Annotated in this window: 12 protein-coding genes and 2 pseudogenes; 5 read left to right on the top strand and 9 right to left on the bottom strand. The window is 72.1% G+C overall.

Annotated elements, in window-relative coordinates; all coding sequences use genetic code 11:
• Nucleotides 1–6 precede the first annotated feature (6 nt).
• Nucleotides 7–963 carry a peptidoglycan-binding protein gene (locus tag NLX86_RS00325; RefSeq protein ID WP_254369484.1) on the bottom strand — a complete coding sequence of 319 codons (957 nt, stop codon included), beginning with the start codon at nucleotides 961–963 and terminating at the stop codon, nucleotides 7–9.
• Between the two features lie 48 nt (nucleotides 964–1,011).
• On the opposite strand from NLX86_RS00325, the pseudogene NLX86_RS00320 reads away from it, so the two are divergent.
• Both NLX86_RS00320 and NLX86_RS00315 read left to right on the top strand, forming a co-directional pair.
• Nucleotides 1,012–3,135 (top strand): annotated as a pseudogene (locus NLX86_RS00320) (DHA2 family efflux MFS transporter permease subunit); the annotation flags it as partial.
• 104 nt (nucleotides 3,136–3,239) lie between these two features.
• The gene (locus NLX86_RS00315; protein ID WP_254369482.1) at nucleotides 3,240–3,635 is read left to right on the top strand and encodes a nuclear transport factor 2 family protein; all 396 of its coding nucleotides are present in this window, start codon (nucleotides 3,240–3,242) and stop codon (nucleotides 3,633–3,635) included.
• Nucleotides 3,636–3,732: 97 nt separating this feature from the next.
• On the opposite strand, the gene NLX86_RS00310 is transcribed toward NLX86_RS00315, so the two are convergent.
• Nucleotides 3,733–4,068, bottom strand: coding sequence for an antibiotic biosynthesis monooxygenase (locus NLX86_RS00310; RefSeq protein WP_254369481.1), 336 nt, complete (start codon nucleotides 4,066–4,068; stop codon nucleotides 3,733–3,735).
• Nucleotides 4,069–4,152: 84 nt separating this feature from the next.
• Between NLX86_RS00310 and NLX86_RS00305 the strand changes: the two genes are divergently transcribed.
• Both NLX86_RS00305 and NLX86_RS00300 read left to right on the top strand, forming a co-directional pair.
• Nucleotides 4,153–5,232, top strand: coding sequence for a serpin family protein (locus NLX86_RS00305; protein WP_254369480.1), 1,080 nt, complete (start codon nucleotides 4,153–4,155; stop codon nucleotides 5,230–5,232).
• 126 nt (nucleotides 5,233–5,358) lie between these two features.
• A pseudogene (locus tag NLX86_RS00300) lies at nucleotides 5,359–5,484 on the top strand (DUF2029 domain-containing protein); the annotation flags it as partial.
• 116 nt (nucleotides 5,485–5,600) lie between these two features.
• On the opposite strand, the gene NLX86_RS00295 reads toward NLX86_RS00300, so the two are convergent.
• Nucleotides 5,601–6,845 carry a cytochrome P450 gene (locus tag NLX86_RS00295; protein WP_254369479.1) on the bottom strand — a complete coding sequence of 415 codons (1,245 nt, stop codon included), beginning with the start codon at nucleotides 6,843–6,845 and terminating at the stop codon, nucleotides 5,601–5,603.
• A gap of 200 nt (nucleotides 6,846–7,045) precedes the next feature.
• On the opposite strand from NLX86_RS00295, the gene NLX86_RS00290 reads away from it, so the two are divergent.
• Entirely contained in the window at nucleotides 7,046–8,215 is a 1,170-nt protein-coding gene (locus NLX86_RS00290; protein WP_254369478.1) for a steroid 3-ketoacyl-CoA thiolase, read from the top strand.
• A gap of 120 nt (nucleotides 8,216–8,335) precedes the next feature.
• On the opposite strand, the gene NLX86_RS00285 is transcribed toward NLX86_RS00290, so the two are convergent.
• The 6 genes from NLX86_RS00285 to NLX86_RS00260 form a co-directional block, all read right to left on the bottom strand.
• A complete protein-coding gene (locus NLX86_RS00285) occupies nucleotides 8,336–8,743 on the bottom strand; it encodes a transglycosylase SLT domain-containing protein (protein WP_254369477.1) in 408 nt (135 codons plus the stop codon).
• Nucleotides 8,744–9,096: 353 nt separating this feature from the next.
• Nucleotides 9,097–9,915 carry an ECF transporter S component gene (locus NLX86_RS00280; RefSeq protein ID WP_254369476.1) on the bottom strand — a complete coding sequence of 273 codons (819 nt, stop codon included), beginning with the start codon at nucleotides 9,913–9,915 and terminating at the stop codon, nucleotides 9,097–9,099.
• Entirely contained in the window at nucleotides 9,912–11,525 is a 1,614-nt protein-coding gene (locus NLX86_RS00275; RefSeq protein WP_254369475.1) for an ABC transporter ATP-binding protein, read from the bottom strand. Before NLX86_RS00275 ends, NLX86_RS00280 begins: the two co-directional genes overlap by 4 nt.
• A complete protein-coding gene (locus NLX86_RS00270; protein WP_254369767.1) occupies nucleotides 11,522–12,592 on the bottom strand; it encodes a CbiQ family ECF transporter T component in 1,071 nt (356 codons plus the stop codon). The genes NLX86_RS00275 and NLX86_RS00270 overlap by 4 nt, the downstream gene beginning before the upstream one ends.
• Before the next feature lie 413 nt (nucleotides 12,593–13,005).
• Nucleotides 13,006–13,656, bottom strand: a complete 651-nt coding sequence (locus tag NLX86_RS00265) for an SCO2322 family protein (RefSeq protein WP_254369474.1) — start codon at nucleotides 13,654–13,656, stop codon at nucleotides 13,006–13,008.
• Complete coding sequence (locus NLX86_RS00260) at nucleotides 13,656–14,891, bottom strand: prenyltransferase/squalene oxidase repeat-containing protein (protein ID WP_254369473.1); 1,236 nt, start codon at nucleotides 14,889–14,891, stop codon at nucleotides 13,656–13,658. The genes NLX86_RS00265 and NLX86_RS00260 overlap by 1 nt, the downstream gene beginning before the upstream one ends.
• Nucleotides 14,892–14,946: the final 55 nt, after the last annotated feature.

The following is a 14,946-nucleotide window of genomic DNA, read 5'->3' as shown; positions in this document are numbered from 1 at the left end:
CCGGACCTACGGCTCGTGGGTCAGGGATTCCAGCCGGCTGCGCGTCTCCGCGCCGTAGACGCCCCTCTCGTCCTCACTGACGCCGGCGTACATCTGGAACTCGGCGACCGCGCTCTCGACCCGCCGCCCGTACTTGCCGTTCTCCGGCCCGTCGTACAGCTGGAGCTGCTCCAGCCGCCGCTGCAGTTCGAGCACCTCCGCACCCTCGTCGCCGTAGCGCAGCTCGGGCGGTCCCGGTATCCGGGACCGGGTCGGATCCGCCGGTGCGCTCTCGCTCGCCGGCGGGCGCGACGGCGACTCGGCCGCCGGCTTCGAGCTGCTCGGCGAGGCACTGGCCGACGGCGTGGGCGACGCGGAGGCCGACGCGGACGCGGTCGGCGAAGCCGACACGGAGGCCGACGGCGACGGGGACGGGGAGTCCGAGGTGGAGGCCGAGATGTCCGGCCGCACGCTGACGGCGGGCGCGGATGTCCGTACCTCCGGCATCGACAGCTCGACCTCGGAACCGTCCGAGAACACCCCCGCCGCGAACGCGCTGACCCCGATCACCGCGAGCGTGGCCGCGCCGACGGCCGCCACCGGCACACGTCTGCGGCGCCGCCTCGCCGACGCCGACCGCGTGTCCGCGCCGCCGGGCGCGGCCCCAGCCGCGGCCGCCCGCAGCGGGAAGAGCTGCATCGTTTCCGCCGGGTGGCCCGCCGCCTCCCGTACGGGACCCGGCACGGGCTCCGAAGGCGGCTGTACGACACCGAGCAGCGGCGGAGCCGCACGCTCCGGCGCGGGCTCCGTCTCGCTGAGCGTCACGTACGGACGTATCCGCAGCGGGTCGAAGTCCTCCGCCGCCGCGATCTCCGCGGTGCGCCCGGCGCGGACCGCCTCCGCCGCGCGCTCCGCGCAGGCGCAGCCGTGACTCCCGTCCGCGCCCCTTACCGTGCCGCATTGTGGACAGCGCTGTGCGCTCACTCCGGGTCCCCTCCCTGGCTGCTGCCAAGCGATTATGCAGACCCCTAGCGGATCGCCCAACTGCCCAACAGGCCGGAACCGGCCAAAACGATCAGGATGGAGAGGACCGGCGGACCCGAGGAGGAGTCCATGGCTCAGGAAGTGGCCACCCCGGCCGTGGCCCCCGGCGGCGGGCAGGCGCCGCGGTCGGTTCTGGTCGCGATCGGCGCACTGCTGCTGGGCATGTTGCTCGCCGCGCTCGACCAGACCATCGTCTCCACCGCGCTGCCGACGATCGTCAGCGAACTGGGCGGCATGGACCACCTCTCCTGGGTAGTCACCGCGTACATGCTGGCCTCGACCGCCGCCACCCCGCTGTGGGGCAAGCTCGGCGACCAGTACGGCCGGAAAAAGCTCTTCCAAGCCGCCATCGTCATCTTCCTCATCGGCTCCGCGCTCTGCGGCATCGCCCAGGACATGCCCCAGCTCATCGGCTTCCGCGCGCTCCAGGGCCTGGGCGGCGGCGGCCTCATGGTGCTGTCCATGGCGATCGTCGGCGACATCGTCTCGCCGCGCGAACGCGGCAAGTACCAGGGCCTGTTCGGCGCGGTCTTCGGCGCGACGAGTGTCCTCGGACCCCTGCTCGGCGGCGTCTTCGTCGACCACCTCTCCTGGCGCTGGGTCTTCTACATCAATCTGCCGATCGGTGTCGTCGCGCTGCTGGTGATCGCCGGCGTACTGCACATCCCGGTCCGCTCGGCGGCCCGGCACACCATCGACTACCTCGGCACCTTCCTCATCGCCGCGGTCGCCACCTGCCTGGTGCTGGTGGCATCGCTCGGCGGAACCTGGGGCTGGGGCTCGGCCCGGATCATCGGGCTCGCGGTCCTCGGCGCCGTCCTGCTGGCCGCCTTCGTGCACGTCGAGAGGGGCGCGGCGGAGCCCGTGCTTCCGCTGGGGCTCTTCCGGATCCGGACGTTCACCCTCTGCGCGGTGATCAGCTTCATCGTGGGCTTCGCGATGTTCGGTGCGATGGTCTATCTGCCGACCTTCCTCCAGGTGGTGCAGGGCGTCTCCCCGACCATGTCCGGCGTGCACATGCTGCCGATGGTCCTCGGCCTGCTGATTGCCTCGACCGGCTCCGGCCAGATCGTCAGCCGCACCGGCCGGTGGAAGGTCTTCCCCGTAGCGGGCACGGCCGTCACCGCCCTCGGACTGCTCCTGCTCCACCAGTTGCGGCCGGACAGTTCCACGTGGGAGACGAGTGTCTTCTTCTTCGTGTTCGGCACCGGTCTCGGCCTGGTCATGCAGGTTCTGGTGCTGGTCGTCCAGAACGCCGTGCGCTACGAGGATCTGGGCGTCGCCACCTCCGGCGCGACCTTCTTCCGCTCCATCGGGGCCTCGTTCGGCGTGGCCATCTTCGGCACCATGTTCACCACCCGGCTCGACAACAAACTCGTCGCGGCCCTCGCCGGCCAGGAACTTCCCCCCGGCATCGGCCCCGCCGAGCTGGAGGCCGATCCGCGTGCCATCGCCCAGCTCCCGCCCGAGCTTCGCCCCTCGGTGCTGGGCGCCTACTCCGCGTCCATCACCGATGTCTTCCTCTACGGCGCGCCGGTCGTCGTGCTCGCGTTCGTCGTCGCGTGCTTCCTCAAGGAGGACAAGCTGCGCGGCTCCGTCACCGCACCGGACACCAGCCAGACCCTCGCCTCCAATCCCGTCGAGCGGTCCTCGCACGACGAGGTCGCCCGCGCCCTGTCGGTGTTGGGCACACGGGAGGGGCGCAGGCACATCTACGAGAAGATCACCGCGAAGGCGGGCTACGACCTGCTGCCCGCGTCCAGTTGGATGCTGCTGCGCATCAAACGGTACGGCTCCGTCGAGCCCGCGCTGCTGGCCGAGCGGACCGCCGTACCGCTGCGGATCATCACCGAGGCGACCCGGCAGGTGGAGGGGCGCGGCCTCGCCCGCCGGGAGGGCCTGCCGCTGATGCTGACCGACCGCGGGCGCGAGGTGGCGGGCCGACTGGCCAAGGCCCGGGAGGAGTCGCTGGCGCGTTTGCTGGGCGACTGGTGGGGGCCCGACCGGCCCAGGGACCTGGTGCAGTTGGTCGAGGAGCTGAACGCGGAGCTGTGCGGATCGGATGAGGAGGAGCCGTACGACACCGCGCCGAGGCGCGACCACGCGCGCTGAGAGCGCCCACCCGGCGGCGGTCGGCGGTCGGCGTGGACAGCCTCTATCGCCCGGCGGATGATGGAAATGATCCGAAAACGCGCGAAAGGCAGGTGTGAGCCGCTATGGCTGAGCACCCGGACAGTGCCCTGGTGCGCCGGGGCTACGAAGCGTTCAGCGCGGGCGACGTGGAGACCCTCAGTTCCCTCATGACGTCGGATGTCGTCCACCACGTACCCGGCAGCAACCCGATATCCGGGCACCACAAGGGCCGCGACGCCGTGCTGGGGCTCTACCGCCGGATGGGCGAGGAGACCAACGGAACCATGCAGGTCCAGCTCGAACGTGTGCTCGCCGACGGCCGCGGGCACGTCATGTCCTTCCACACTTTCCGCGCCGACCGGGGCGACCGGGGCCTGGAGGAGCACGGCGGCCTCTTCTTCACGATGGTCGGAGGGAAGATCTCCGACATCGACGAGTGCACCGAGGACATCGACGAAGCGGACGGGTTCTGGAGCTGACCGCACCGCTCCCCGTGCCCGCCCCGAAGGGGCCCGCCCGAACGACCCCGCCCCGAAACACCCCCGCCGCGCACGACCCGGCGGGGGTGCTCGCGCGTCAGCTTTGCTTCGGTGCCGCCTGCTGGACGACCTCGAACGACCACAGGGTGGAGCCGGAGGCAGCCGGCTTGGGGCGCTCGGCGCCCTCCGCCGAAGCCTGGCCGCCCTGGTGGGCGGCCTTCATCGGGCCCTCCATCCAGGCCTGGAAGGAGGCCTCGTCGGCCCAGCGGGTGTAGACGAGGTACTGGTCGGTGCCCTCGACGGGCCGCAGCAGCTCGAACCACTCGAAGCCGTCGGAGTTCTCCACGGAGCCGGCACGGGCGGCGAAGCGCTTCTCCAGCACCTCGCGCTGCTCCTCGGGGACGGTCAGCACATTGATCTTCACGATGCTCATGCCGCCCATCCTGCCTCACTCGGCCACGCCGCCGGAGCAGGCGTGTGAGACTACCGATCTTGCCGTGATGTGAAGGGGGTTGGCGTGGTGCAGGGGGCGCGGGTGGCTGTGTACGGGAGTGCCGTGCGGGCGGTGGCCGAGCGGTGGCTGCCGGAGCTGGGCGGCGACGGGAGCCAGGACTTCGTGTGCTCGCCCGCCGGGCTCTGGCTGGCCCTCGGCGCCGTCGCCGCGGGCGCGCGGAAGGAGACCGCCGGTGAACTGCGGGCGCTGCTCGGGGTGGCGGAGGCGGACGCGGCCGAGGCCGTGACGGCGGCCGCGCGGGCGCTGGCCGGGACCGATGCCCTGGCGGTCGCGACCGGGGTGTGGAGCCTGGTGCCGGTCTACCGGGCGTACCGGGAGGCACTGCCCGGCATCGGGTTCGGGGCGATCGACCCGGACGCGATCGACGCGTGGGTGCGGGAGCGGACCGGCGGGCTGATCGAGCGGCTGCCGGTGCCGCTTCAGCCGGACACGGTGCTGGCCCTGGTCAACGTCCTTGCCCTGAAGGCGCGCTGGGCCCAGCCCTTCGAGCCCCACCGCACCCGCGACGCGGACTTCACCGATGCCTGCGGGGTACGCCACCGGGTGCCGACCATGCACCGGAACGCCTGGCCCGGCGAGGCCTGGAGGGTGTGCGGGGCGACCGTCGTCGAGGTGCGTTGCGACCACCAGGGGGCGCGGGTGCGCTTCGTGCTGGGGGAGGCGGGCGCCGCGCCCGCCGACGTGCTGCCCGCCGCCTGGGCGCCCGGCGGGGTTCGCTCGCCCGTCGACGCGGAGGACGTGGCCGTCGCGCTGCCGCGCTTCTCGGTCCGTACGACCATCGACATCACTCCGCAGCTGCCCGCACTGGGAGTGCACCGGGCTACGACCGGCCAGGCCGACTTCTCCGGGCTGTCGCCGGAGCGGCTGGCGATATCCACGGTCGCCCAGGAGGCCGTCGTCAAGGTGGCCGAGCTGGGGGTCGAGGCGGCCGCGGCGACCGTCGTCCTGATGCAGCCGGGCAGTGCCCCGCGGCCACGGCGGATCGAACGGATCGCCTTCGACCGCCCCTTCGGCTTCGCCGTCCTCGACGGCACGGGCGAGGTGCCGCTGTTCGCCGGCTGGCAGGCGCAGGCCCCCCGTTAGGCCGCCGTCCTCCCAACTTCCGGGTGACATACGGGTGCTCGGTCCAGCGCTCCGGCACACATGGCCGTACGTCGTGCCGTCCCGGGGTTGGACGGATCACTCCGCACCCCGCATCATCGACATCCGCAGGCCCTTGGCGTCGCCTGGACGTTCGGCGCCCTGCTGCTCGTCGTGATCCTCGGCGTGGTTGCCGCGCGCGCCCTGCCGCGACCCGTCTCCCGCCGTACGTCCGTGCGTGCGGCGCCGGTGGCGGGTACGGGCACGGGTGCAGGTGCAGGTGCAGGTGCAGGTGCAGGTGGTACGAGTACGGGCGGCAGGGGCGGGGGCGTGGGCGTGGGCTTGGGGGCCCCTGCCGCCCGAGAAGCCGGTCAGCCGCGGCTGACCTGGAGTTCCTTGACGCCGTTGAGCCAGGCCGAGCGCAGCCGGCGCGGGTCGCCGGTCAGCCGCAGGTCGGGCAGCGCGTCCGCGATGGCGTTGAAGATCAGGTTGATCTCCAGTACGGCGAGGGACTTGCCGAGGCAGAAGTGCGGGCCTCCGCCGCCGAAGCCCAGATGGGGATTGGGGTCCCGGGTGATGTCGAACCGGTCCGGGTGCTCGAAGACCTCGGGGTCGTGGTTGGCGGAGGAGTAGAAGATGCCGACCCGGTCGCCCGCCCGGATCTTCTGGCCGCCCACCTCGGTGTCCTGGGTGGCGGTGCGCTGGAAGGAGACGACGGGCGTGGCCCACCGGACGATCTCCTCCGCGGCCGTCTCGGGGCGCTCGCGCTTGTAGAGCTCCCACTGCTCGGGGTGGGTGAGGAAGGCGTGCATGCCGTGGGTGATGGCGTTGCGCGTGGTCTCGTTGCCGGCGACGGCGAGCAGGATGACGAAGAAGCCGAACTCGTCGGAGCTGAGGTTGCCTTCGCCCTCGGCGGCGACCAACTGGCTGACGATGTCGTCGGCCGGGCACTCCTTGCGGGCGGCGGCGAGGTTCATCGAGTACGAGACGATCTCCATCGCCGCCTCGGTGCCGACCTCCTCGGTGATCGCGTACTCCGGATCGTCGTACGCGGCCATCTTGTTGGACCAGTCGAAGATCTTGGCCCGGTCCTCCTGGGGTACGCCGATGAGTTCGGCGATGGCCTGGAGCGGGAGTTCGACGGCGATGTTGTTGACGAAGTCGAAGCTGCCGTCGTCCTTGGCATTCGCGATCGCCGTCTCGACGATCGTGCGGGCGCGGTTGCGCAGGGCGTCTGCGAGGGAACGTATCGCGCGCGGCGTGAAGCCGCGCTGGACGATCTGGCGGACCCGGGTGTGCTCCGGCGGGTCCATATTGAGCATGATCAGCTTCTGTGCCTCGATCTGGTCGCGGCTGATCGTCTCGTTGAAGCGGATGACCGCGGTGTTGGTGTTCGAGGAGAAGAGCTCCGGGTGCGTGGAGACGTACTTGACGTCCGCGTGGCGGGTGACGACCCAGTACCCCTCGTCGTCGAAGCCGGTGGTGCCCCGGGGCTGGGCGCACCACCAGACCGGAGCAGTCTGCCGCAGCTGTGTGAACTCCGGGAAGGGGACGCGGTCTTGGAGCAGATCGGGGTCGGTGAAGTCGAACCCTTCGGGCAGCGCTGGGCAGGGCATCGGCAACTCCAGAGTCTGACGGCCCATCAGGATTTGACCTGAAGGTAGTAACGAGTTCTGGAAGTGGCAAGGGCCGCGGCGTCAACTGTTGCGTGTAGAACCGGTGCAAGGCGCGTGCAAGACCCTTGCGTACGGGGGTAGCTCTCATAAGACTGCGGGAATAACTAGAACGCGTACTACTGGAGGAGGGCGAGGAGCTCATGGCCGCGGAACCCGTCATCGTCGAAGCAGTACGCACCCCCATCGGCAAGCGCGGAGGCGCGCTGGCCAATCTCCACCCCGCTTATCTGCTTGGCGAGACCTACCGCGAACTCCTCGCCCGTACCGCCATCCACGCCGACTGCGTCGAGCAGATCGTCGGCGGCACGGTCACCCACGCCGGCGAACAGTCCATGAACCCGGCGCGCAACGCCTGGCTCGCCATGGGCCTTCCGTACGAGACCGCCGCCACCACCGTGGACTGCCAGTGCGGCTCCTCGCAGCAGGCGAACCACATGGTCGCCAACATGATCGCCGGCGGAGTCATCGACGTCGGGATCGCGTGCGGCGTCGAGGCGATGTCACGGGTGCCGCTGGGCAGCGGATCCAAGCACGGACCGGGCAAGCCGTTCCCCGACGAGTGGAACGTCGACCTGCCCAACCAGTTCGAGGCCGCCGAGCGCATCGCGCGCCACCGCGGGCTCGGCCGGGAGCGTGTCGACTCGCTCGGTCTGCTCTCCCAGGAACGGGCGGCCATCGCCTGGTCGGAGGAGCGCTTCAAACGCGAGACCTTCGCCGTACAGGTGCCGACCACCGAGGAGGAGCAGCGGGCCGGTCAGGGGATGTGGCGACTCGTCGACCGCGACGAGGGGCTGCGCGACACCTCCATGGAGGCCCTCGCCGGACTCAAGCCGGTGATGCCGACCGCCGTGCACACCGCCGGCAACTCCTCGCAGATCTCCGACGGCGCGTGTGCGGTGATGTGGGCGTCGAAGCGGATGGCGCGGGCGCTGAAGCTCAAGCCGCGCGCCCGAATCGTCGCGCAGGCGCTCGTCGGCGCCGACCCGCACTTTCACCTCGACGGGCCGATCGACGCGACGCGCGCGGTGCTGGGCAAGGCGGGGATGTCGCTCAAGGACATCGACCTGGTCGAGATCAACGAGGCGTTCGCGTCGGTGGTGCTGAGCTGGGCGCAGGTCTTCGAACAGGACCTGGAGAAGGTCAACGTGAACGGCGGGGCGATCGCCCTCGGTCATCCGGTCGGGGCGACCGGAGCCCGGCTGATCACCACCGCCCTGCATGAACTGGAGCGCCGCGACAAGGAGTTCGCTCTGATCACCATGTGCGCGGGTGGCGCGCTCGCCACCGGGACCATCATCCAGCGGCTGTAACGGCCGGAAGGCCCCGGCGGCCGGCCGGTGAGGCCGGCCACGGGGGCCTTCGGTGTCCGGTCGCGGTGCCGGGCGGATCAGTAGCGCTGACCGGTGCCGGACAGGCGGTGTCCGGGCTGATCAGTACCAGTGGTTGGCCTGCCAGAAGTTCCACGCGCCGACCGGGCTGCCGTAGCGGTCGTTCATGTAGTCCAGGCCCCACTCGATCTGGGTGGCCGGGTTGGTCTTCCAGTCGGAGCCGGCCGAAGCCATCTTCGAGGCGGGCAGGGCCTGGACCAGGCCGTACGCGCCGGAGGACGGGTTGGTGGCGGACGCGTTCCAGCCGCTCTCGTGCTCCACGATGTTGCTGAACGCCTCGAACTGCGCGTCGTCCGGGATCATCTTCTGCGCGATCGCCCTGGCGTCCGTGGGGGCCGCCGCCTGGGCGGGGACCGCGGCGATCAGGGTTCCGACGGTGCCGAGGGTGACGACGGCGCCGGCGAGGGTCTTCTTGCTGGTGGCGATGCGGCGGATGACGGCGTTGGACACGGAGAACCTTCCGAAGGGGACGGGGGCGGTCGCGGGCAGGCAACAGCCACTCGTGTACGAGGGGGAGGTGCGCTGCACTCGGTGCGGCGGGCGGGATGCCCTGGCCGCCGTGGCGACGCGTTCAGTTCTAGCCGGGCCTTCGCCGGGGACGCAATCAACCCTCTTACTAGTACCGGTCGCAGGTGGGGAGAGGGGGTGTCCAGCGGTGGCGCTGCTGTTTTCGCAGGCCGCAATAGCCGCCAATGACGAATAAATCGGACATTGCGGCTACTATTTCGGTTCGTATGTGACGTACGTCCTGTGGGCGGCCTCACCCGCAGCGGCCCCGGATGTCACGGTGAGCAGCGCCCCTGCTACGCCGATGTGAAGGAAACCGGGGCGTCGAAGGCCGCCCTTCGGGTCGCCCGGCGCAGCGCCTTGAGGACGGTCTCGCCGAGAGTCAGCGTCAGCACGACCGTGAGCGCGGCCCGCGGCAGGTCCCAGCCCAGCGAGGTGGCCAGGCAGTAGGCCAGGAAGCGCACCAGGTTCTCGTGCACCGGGTCCCCGGGCACGAAGGAGATGCCGGTTCCGAGGCCCGGGATGTACGTCCACCCCTGGAGGTTCATCACCGTGCCGTAGAACACCGAGGCACCCGCCCCGTACACGGCGAGCATCCACAGCTCGGCGCGGCCGCGCAGCCGGTCCGGGCCCGGCAGCAGGCCGGCGCCCAGCGCGACCCACCCCATCGACAGCATCTGGAACGGCATCCACGGCCCGACCCCGCCGGTGAGCAGCGCGGACGCGAACATCGTCACCGCGCCGAGGACGAAACCGAACCCCGGTCCGAGCACCCGCCCGGCCAGCACCATCAGGAAGAACATGGGCTCCAGGCCCGCCGTCCCCGCGCCCAGCGGCCGCAGCGCGGCTCCGACGGCCGCCAGCACCCCGAGCATCGCGACGGCCTTGGCGTCCAGTCCGGAGTCGGCAATCGTCGCCACGACCACGGCGACCAGCAGCGGCAGCAGCGCGGCGAACAGCCAGGGCGCGTCCTTGGAGTGCGCGAGCCCGGAGGCGGTGTCGGCGAGCAGCGGCCAGCCGAAGGCGACCACGCCGATCGCGCTGACGAGCGCGAGCGCGGTGACCGACCGGGGCCCGAGGCGTACGGCCCGCACCTGGCGGTCATGGCTGGTCATGAGCCGTCCGCCAGTACGGCCCTGACCTGCGGAACGGTCAGCCATTCCTGCGGCGCGAGGATCTTCGCGACCTGCGGGGCGAAGGACGGGGAAGAGACGACGACCTCGGCGGTCGGACCGTCCGCGACGATCTCGCCGTCGGCCAGAATCACCACCCGGTGCGCCAGCTCGGCGGAGAGTTCCACATCGTGAGTGGCCAGCACGATCGCGTGCCCCTCGGCCGCCAGCGCGTGCAGGATGCCGGTCAGCCGGGCCTTCGCCGCATAGTCCAGACCGCGGGTCGGCTCGTCGAGCAGTAGTAGCGGCGGCCGGGAGGTCAGCACGATCGCCAGGGCGAGCGCCAGCCGCTGCCCCTCGGACAGGTCACGGGGGTGCGTGCCGTCGGGCACGTCCGGCAGCAGCTCGCCGACCAGCGCCCGGCAGGTGCCGGGCGCGGCTCCCGAGTCGCGGTCCGCCGCCTGGCACTCCGCGGCGACCGTGTCCGCGTACAGCAGATCGCGCGGCTCCTGCGGCACGAGCCCGGCCTTGCGGATCAGCTCGCGCGGGCTGGTCCGGTGCGGGGCCGCGCCGCCGACCCGTACCGAACCGGCATCCGGCTCGTGCATGCCGACGAACGTGCCCAGGAGGGTGGACTTGCCGGCGCCGTTGCGGCCCATCAGCGCGATCGTCTCGCCGGGACGTACGGACAGCGAGACCCGGCGCAGTGCCTCGACCCGGCCGCGGCGCAGGAAGAGGTCGTTGGTCTGGGCGACCGGGGCTGCCGCCGGCGGCTCCGCGGTGCGGGGCGGGGTGAGCGCGGACAGCCGCTCGCGCAGCGGGCCCGCCTTGCGGCGCGCATCACGTACGGACAGGGGGAGCGGGTCCCAGCCGGCCAGCCGCCCGAGCCCCACGACCGGCGGGTGCACCGGCGAGACGGCCATGATCGCGTCGGGGGAGCCCATGACCGGGGCCAGCCCCGGGCCGGGGAGCAGGATGACCTGGTCCGCGTACTGCACGACCCGCTCCAGGCGGTGCTCGGCCATCAGTACGGTCGTCCCGAGGTCGTGGACCAGGCGCTGGAGCACGGCGAGCACCTCCTCGGCGGCCGCTGGGTCGAGCGCCGACGTCGGCTCGTCCAGGACGAGGACGCGCGGGTGCGGGGTGAGGACGGAACCGATTGCGACGCGCTGCTGCTGGCCGCCCGAGAGGGTGGCGATCGGCCGGTCGCGCAGCTCGGCCAGGCCGAGCAGATCGAGGGTCTCCTCGACGCGGCGCCGCATGGTGTCCGGCGGGATGCCGAGCGACTCCATGCCGTACGCCAGCTCGTCCTCGACGGTGTCGGTCACGAAGTGGGCGAGCGGGTCCTGCCCCACGGTGCCGACGACGTCGGCGAGTTCGCGCGGTTTGTGCATACGGGTGTCACGGCCCGCGACGGTGACGCGGCCGTGCAGCGTGCCGCCGGTGAAGTGCGGGACCAGCCCGGAGACCGCGCCCAGCAGTGTCGACTTGCCGACTCCGGACGGGCCGACGAGGAGGACCAGCTCCCCTTCGGGGACGGTGAGATCCGCGCCCTGGAGGGCGGGGGCCGGCGCGCCGTCGTAGGTGACGGAGACGTTCTCGAACCGGATCACGCGGACTCCTTGGGGTTCCTACGGTTCGGAAGGGGGGCCACGAAGGCGGGAAGCAGGCCGAGCAGCACCGAAGCCGCGGGCCACAGCGGGAACTCGGGCGCGGCGAGCGGGACGACGCCGGGGTGCAGAGCCCCGGGATCGTACGAACCGGCCCAGATCATCAGCGCCGCGACGGCCGCCCCGGAACCGGACACCAGCCACGCGCGCACGCCCCAGCGGTCCGGGCGGTAGCGGGTCCGAACGCTGCGCCGGCCGCCGAGCCAGAGCCCGGTGAGGGCGGCGGCGAGCCCGGCTGCCAGGACCGGCAGCCCGAAGGCCGCGCCCTCGGCGGCGAGCAGCCCGTACGACCCGGCGCACACGCCGAGCAGCCCGCCGACGGTGAGGGCATTGGTGGTACGGCGTACGGCCTTCGGGACGTGGGCGGTACGGCCGTAACCGCGGGCATCCATCGCGGCGGCGGTTGCCACCGAGCGCTCCAACGCGCCCTCCAGGACCGGCAGTCCGATCTGCAGGATCGCCTTGACTCCGCCGGTCGGGCGGCCCCGGAGCCGGCGGGCGGCGCGAAGCCGCACGACATCGGAGACCATGTTCGGCGCGAACGTCACCGCGACGACGACGGCCACGCCCACCTCGTACAGGGCACTGGGCAGCGACTTGAGCAGGCGGGCCGGGTTGGCGAGGGCGTTCGCCGCGCCCACGCAGATGAGCAGGGTGGCCAGCTTCAGGCCTTCGTACAGCGCGAAGACCATGCCCTCGGCGGTCACCCGGCCGCCTACGCGCACGCCCTGCGCCCAGTCGGGGAGCGGGACTTCGGGCATCGTGAAGAGGGTGTGCGAGCCGGGGATGGGGGAGCCGAGGAAGACGGCGAAGACAAGCCGGATCGCGATGACGGCGAGGCCGAGCTTGACGAACGCGCCGTACGAGCGGGCCCAGGGGGCGTCGGTGCGGCGGGCGGCGACGACGTAGCCGGCGACGCCGACGAGGAGGGCGAGGAGGAGGGGGTTGGTGGTCCGGGAGGCGGCGGTGGCGAGCCCGAGCGCCCACAGCCACCAGGAGCCGGCGTGCAGGGCGTTGCTCCGACCGGCCTCGGGCGCGCGGAGTCGCTTCCAGCTGGGGTGCCTGGTTCCGTCCCCGGTCCTGGTCCTGGTCCCGGTCCTGGTCCGGCCGACGGGTTCGGCGGTGTTGCCGGTGCGGGCGCGTGCGTTGTCGGCCGCGGGCCGCCGCGTGGTGCGCCCGGCCTGCGGCCGGGCGGGGTTCCCACCCGCACCACCCGTGCGGGTGGGAGGTCCACTGACGGTCTTCTGGTGGTCAGTCCTCGCCGTCGGCGGCTGCGAGTGGGCCGCGGGGCGTGTGGCGAGCCCGGGGTCGGGTTCGGCCGTGGGTGCGTTGTCGGGCGCGGGCAGTGCCGCAGACGCCGATGGGGCGGCCGGGGCAGCCGGGCCCGGGGTGGGCGCAGCGGTGGTCATCGCTCTGCGCCCGGTCAGCTCTGGCCGCGTCGGCGGCGAGCCTGCCACGCCCCCGCCGCGCCGAGCGCGAGCACCGCCGCGATGCCCGCGAGCAGGCCCGCGGACGGGCCGCCGCCGTCAGCCGCTTCATCCGGCACTGGGGCAGGCGACTTCTGCGCGTCGCCCGGCACCTGCTCGCCGCAACCCGCCTCCGGGTAACCGGCGATGGCGCACAGCAGCGCGTCGCTGTTGTAACGCAGCGGCTTCGCGACCGCCGCCAGCGCGTCCGCGCTCGTCGCGTCCGCGCCGACCTGCGCGCACTCCGTACGCGTCGCGGGTGGCGTTTCACCGCCGGGCGCGTCCGCCCGCGTACCGAAGTCGATGACCAGCGCGACGCGCTTCTGGCCGTCGCGGGCGGGGGTACCGCCGCAGATCGCCCCGAAGTCGGCCGCTCCGCGCGGCTGCGCGGCGTCCTGCGAGTCCTCGCTGACCGAGAAGCGGAAACCCTGGACGTCGCCATCGGCCGGCCTGGCCAGTGACGGCCCCTGCGTGGCGTACTTCCACGCCCCGCCGTCCCGCTCCCAGAACGACCAGTAGCGGTATCCGGCCGCGTGGGCGGGCCCCGCGCCCAGCACCGTGAGAAGCGTGCCGAGCGCGAGGACGAAGGCGGCGATCCGGGTCCGCATCAGAGCTGCTGGTTCTTCTTGCGGCCGCTGATCAGGAAGCCGATGCCGATACCGGCGACGGCGCCGACACCGACGATCCACCACACGCTGACCCCGGAGTCGTCGTCCTTCTTCTCGTCCTTCTTGCCGGCGGGCTTCGCGGCGGCCTCGGGAGCCGGGCCGGTCGCGTTCAGCTGCTGTATGAGATCGGCGCCGCCGAAGGCGCGCGGGTCGGTGCCGGTCGCGTGCGCGGCCAAGATGAGCTGGGCGTAGGCGGCGGGGCCGCCCTCCTTCGCCCAGGCCGCGGAGTTCTTCTTCAGCCAGTTCACGGCCTTCATGGCGTTCTCGGGCCGGCCGTCGACGGCCACTGCGACCACAGCGTCGGCGGTGTTGCCGACGTCGGGCTGGTCCTCGGCGCCGGGCATCGCGGACTTCAGGTAGCCGCTGTGCCACAGCTCGCTCGCGAGGTACTGGGAGGCGTTGTGGGCAGCCAGCTCGGGCGCCGGCAGCTCGGACTCGTCGCGCTTCTCGCACGTGGTGGCCTTGCCGTCCTTGCTGCCGGGCGTCGCCACCAGGCCCTTGCCGAGCCCTCCCAGCGCACCCGCCGCCGAAGCGTCGGCGTTGACCGTCAGCTTTCCGGACTTGTCCGGCTGGAAGGCAAAACCGCCGTTGGTCTCCTTGCCACAGGGGATCGTGAAGGCAAGCAGCCCGTCGTAGGCCGACTTGTCCTTCTTCGACTTCACCTCGGCCGGCTTCTCGCCCGCCGCGGCGAGCGCGCCGATGACCACCGACGTGGAGTTCGCGTCACTCGGGCCGCCGGGCATGTAGCCCCAGCCGCCGTCCTCGTTCTGTACGGACTTCAGCCAGCCGACGCTCTTCTTCACCGCGTCCGCGTGCCCGCCGAGCGCGGCCAGCGACTGCACCGCGACGGCGGTCGAGTTGCTGTCCACCATCGTCTTGGCGTCACACGGCTTGGCGGCGTCGGCGCGGAACGCGGCGAAGCCGCCGGTCGCGCACTGCTGCCCGACCAGCCAGTCCACGGCCTTCTTCGCGGGCGTGACCCCAACCGTGTCCTGCGCGAGCATCGCGAGCGACTGCCGCCAGACGCCGTCGTACGTCGGGTCCTTCTTGCCGTACAGCCCGGACGGGATCACCGGCGACGGCGTCGGGGACGGCGCCGCGACGGCGGTCGGGGCAGCGGCCACGCAGAGTACGGCGGAAGCGGCGAGCGCGGCTGCGCTGCGGCGAACGGTCATGGCGGGCGGTGCCTCTCCACTGGGGAGCCGGGCACAGGCACGCTCAGGTACCAGG

This window comes from Streptomyces sp. A3M-1-3 (assembly GCF_024213665.1).
GTDB lineage: Bacteria > Actinomycetota > Actinomycetes > Streptomycetales > Streptomycetaceae > Streptomyces.
Note: the sequence above shows the minus strand (reverse complement) of the source record. Positions and strands in the feature narration are given on the sequence as shown.

What these genes read in the sequence shown, in the direction of transcription:
- NLX86_RS00265 (WP_254369474.1), bottom strand. Translation starts at nt 13,656, where the DNA reads ATGCGGACCCGGATCGCCGCCTTCGTCCTCGCGCTCGGCACGCTTCTC.
- NLX86_RS00280 (WP_254369476.1), bottom strand. Translation starts at nt 9,915, where the DNA reads ATGACCAGCCATGACCGCCAGGTGCGGGCCGTACGCCTCGGGCCCCGG.
- NLX86_RS00295 (WP_254369479.1), bottom strand. Translation starts at nt 6,845, where the DNA reads ATGCCCTGCCCAGCGCTGCCCGAAGGGTTCGACTTCACCGACCCCGAT.
- NLX86_RS00315 (WP_254369482.1), top strand. Translation starts at nt 3,240, where the DNA reads ATGGCTGAGCACCCGGACAGTGCCCTGGTGCGCCGGGGCTACGAAGCG.
- NLX86_RS00260 (WP_254369473.1), bottom strand. Translation starts at nt 14,891, where the DNA reads ATGACCGTTCGCCGCAGCGCAGCCGCGCTCGCCGCTTCCGCCGTACTC.
- NLX86_RS00290 (WP_254369478.1), top strand. Translation starts at nt 7,046, where the DNA reads ATGGCCGCGGAACCCGTCATCGTCGAAGCAGTACGCACCCCCATCGGC.
- NLX86_RS00310 (WP_254369481.1), bottom strand. Translation starts at nt 4,068, where the DNA reads ATGAGCATCGTGAAGATCAATGTGCTGACCGTCCCCGAGGAGCAGCGC.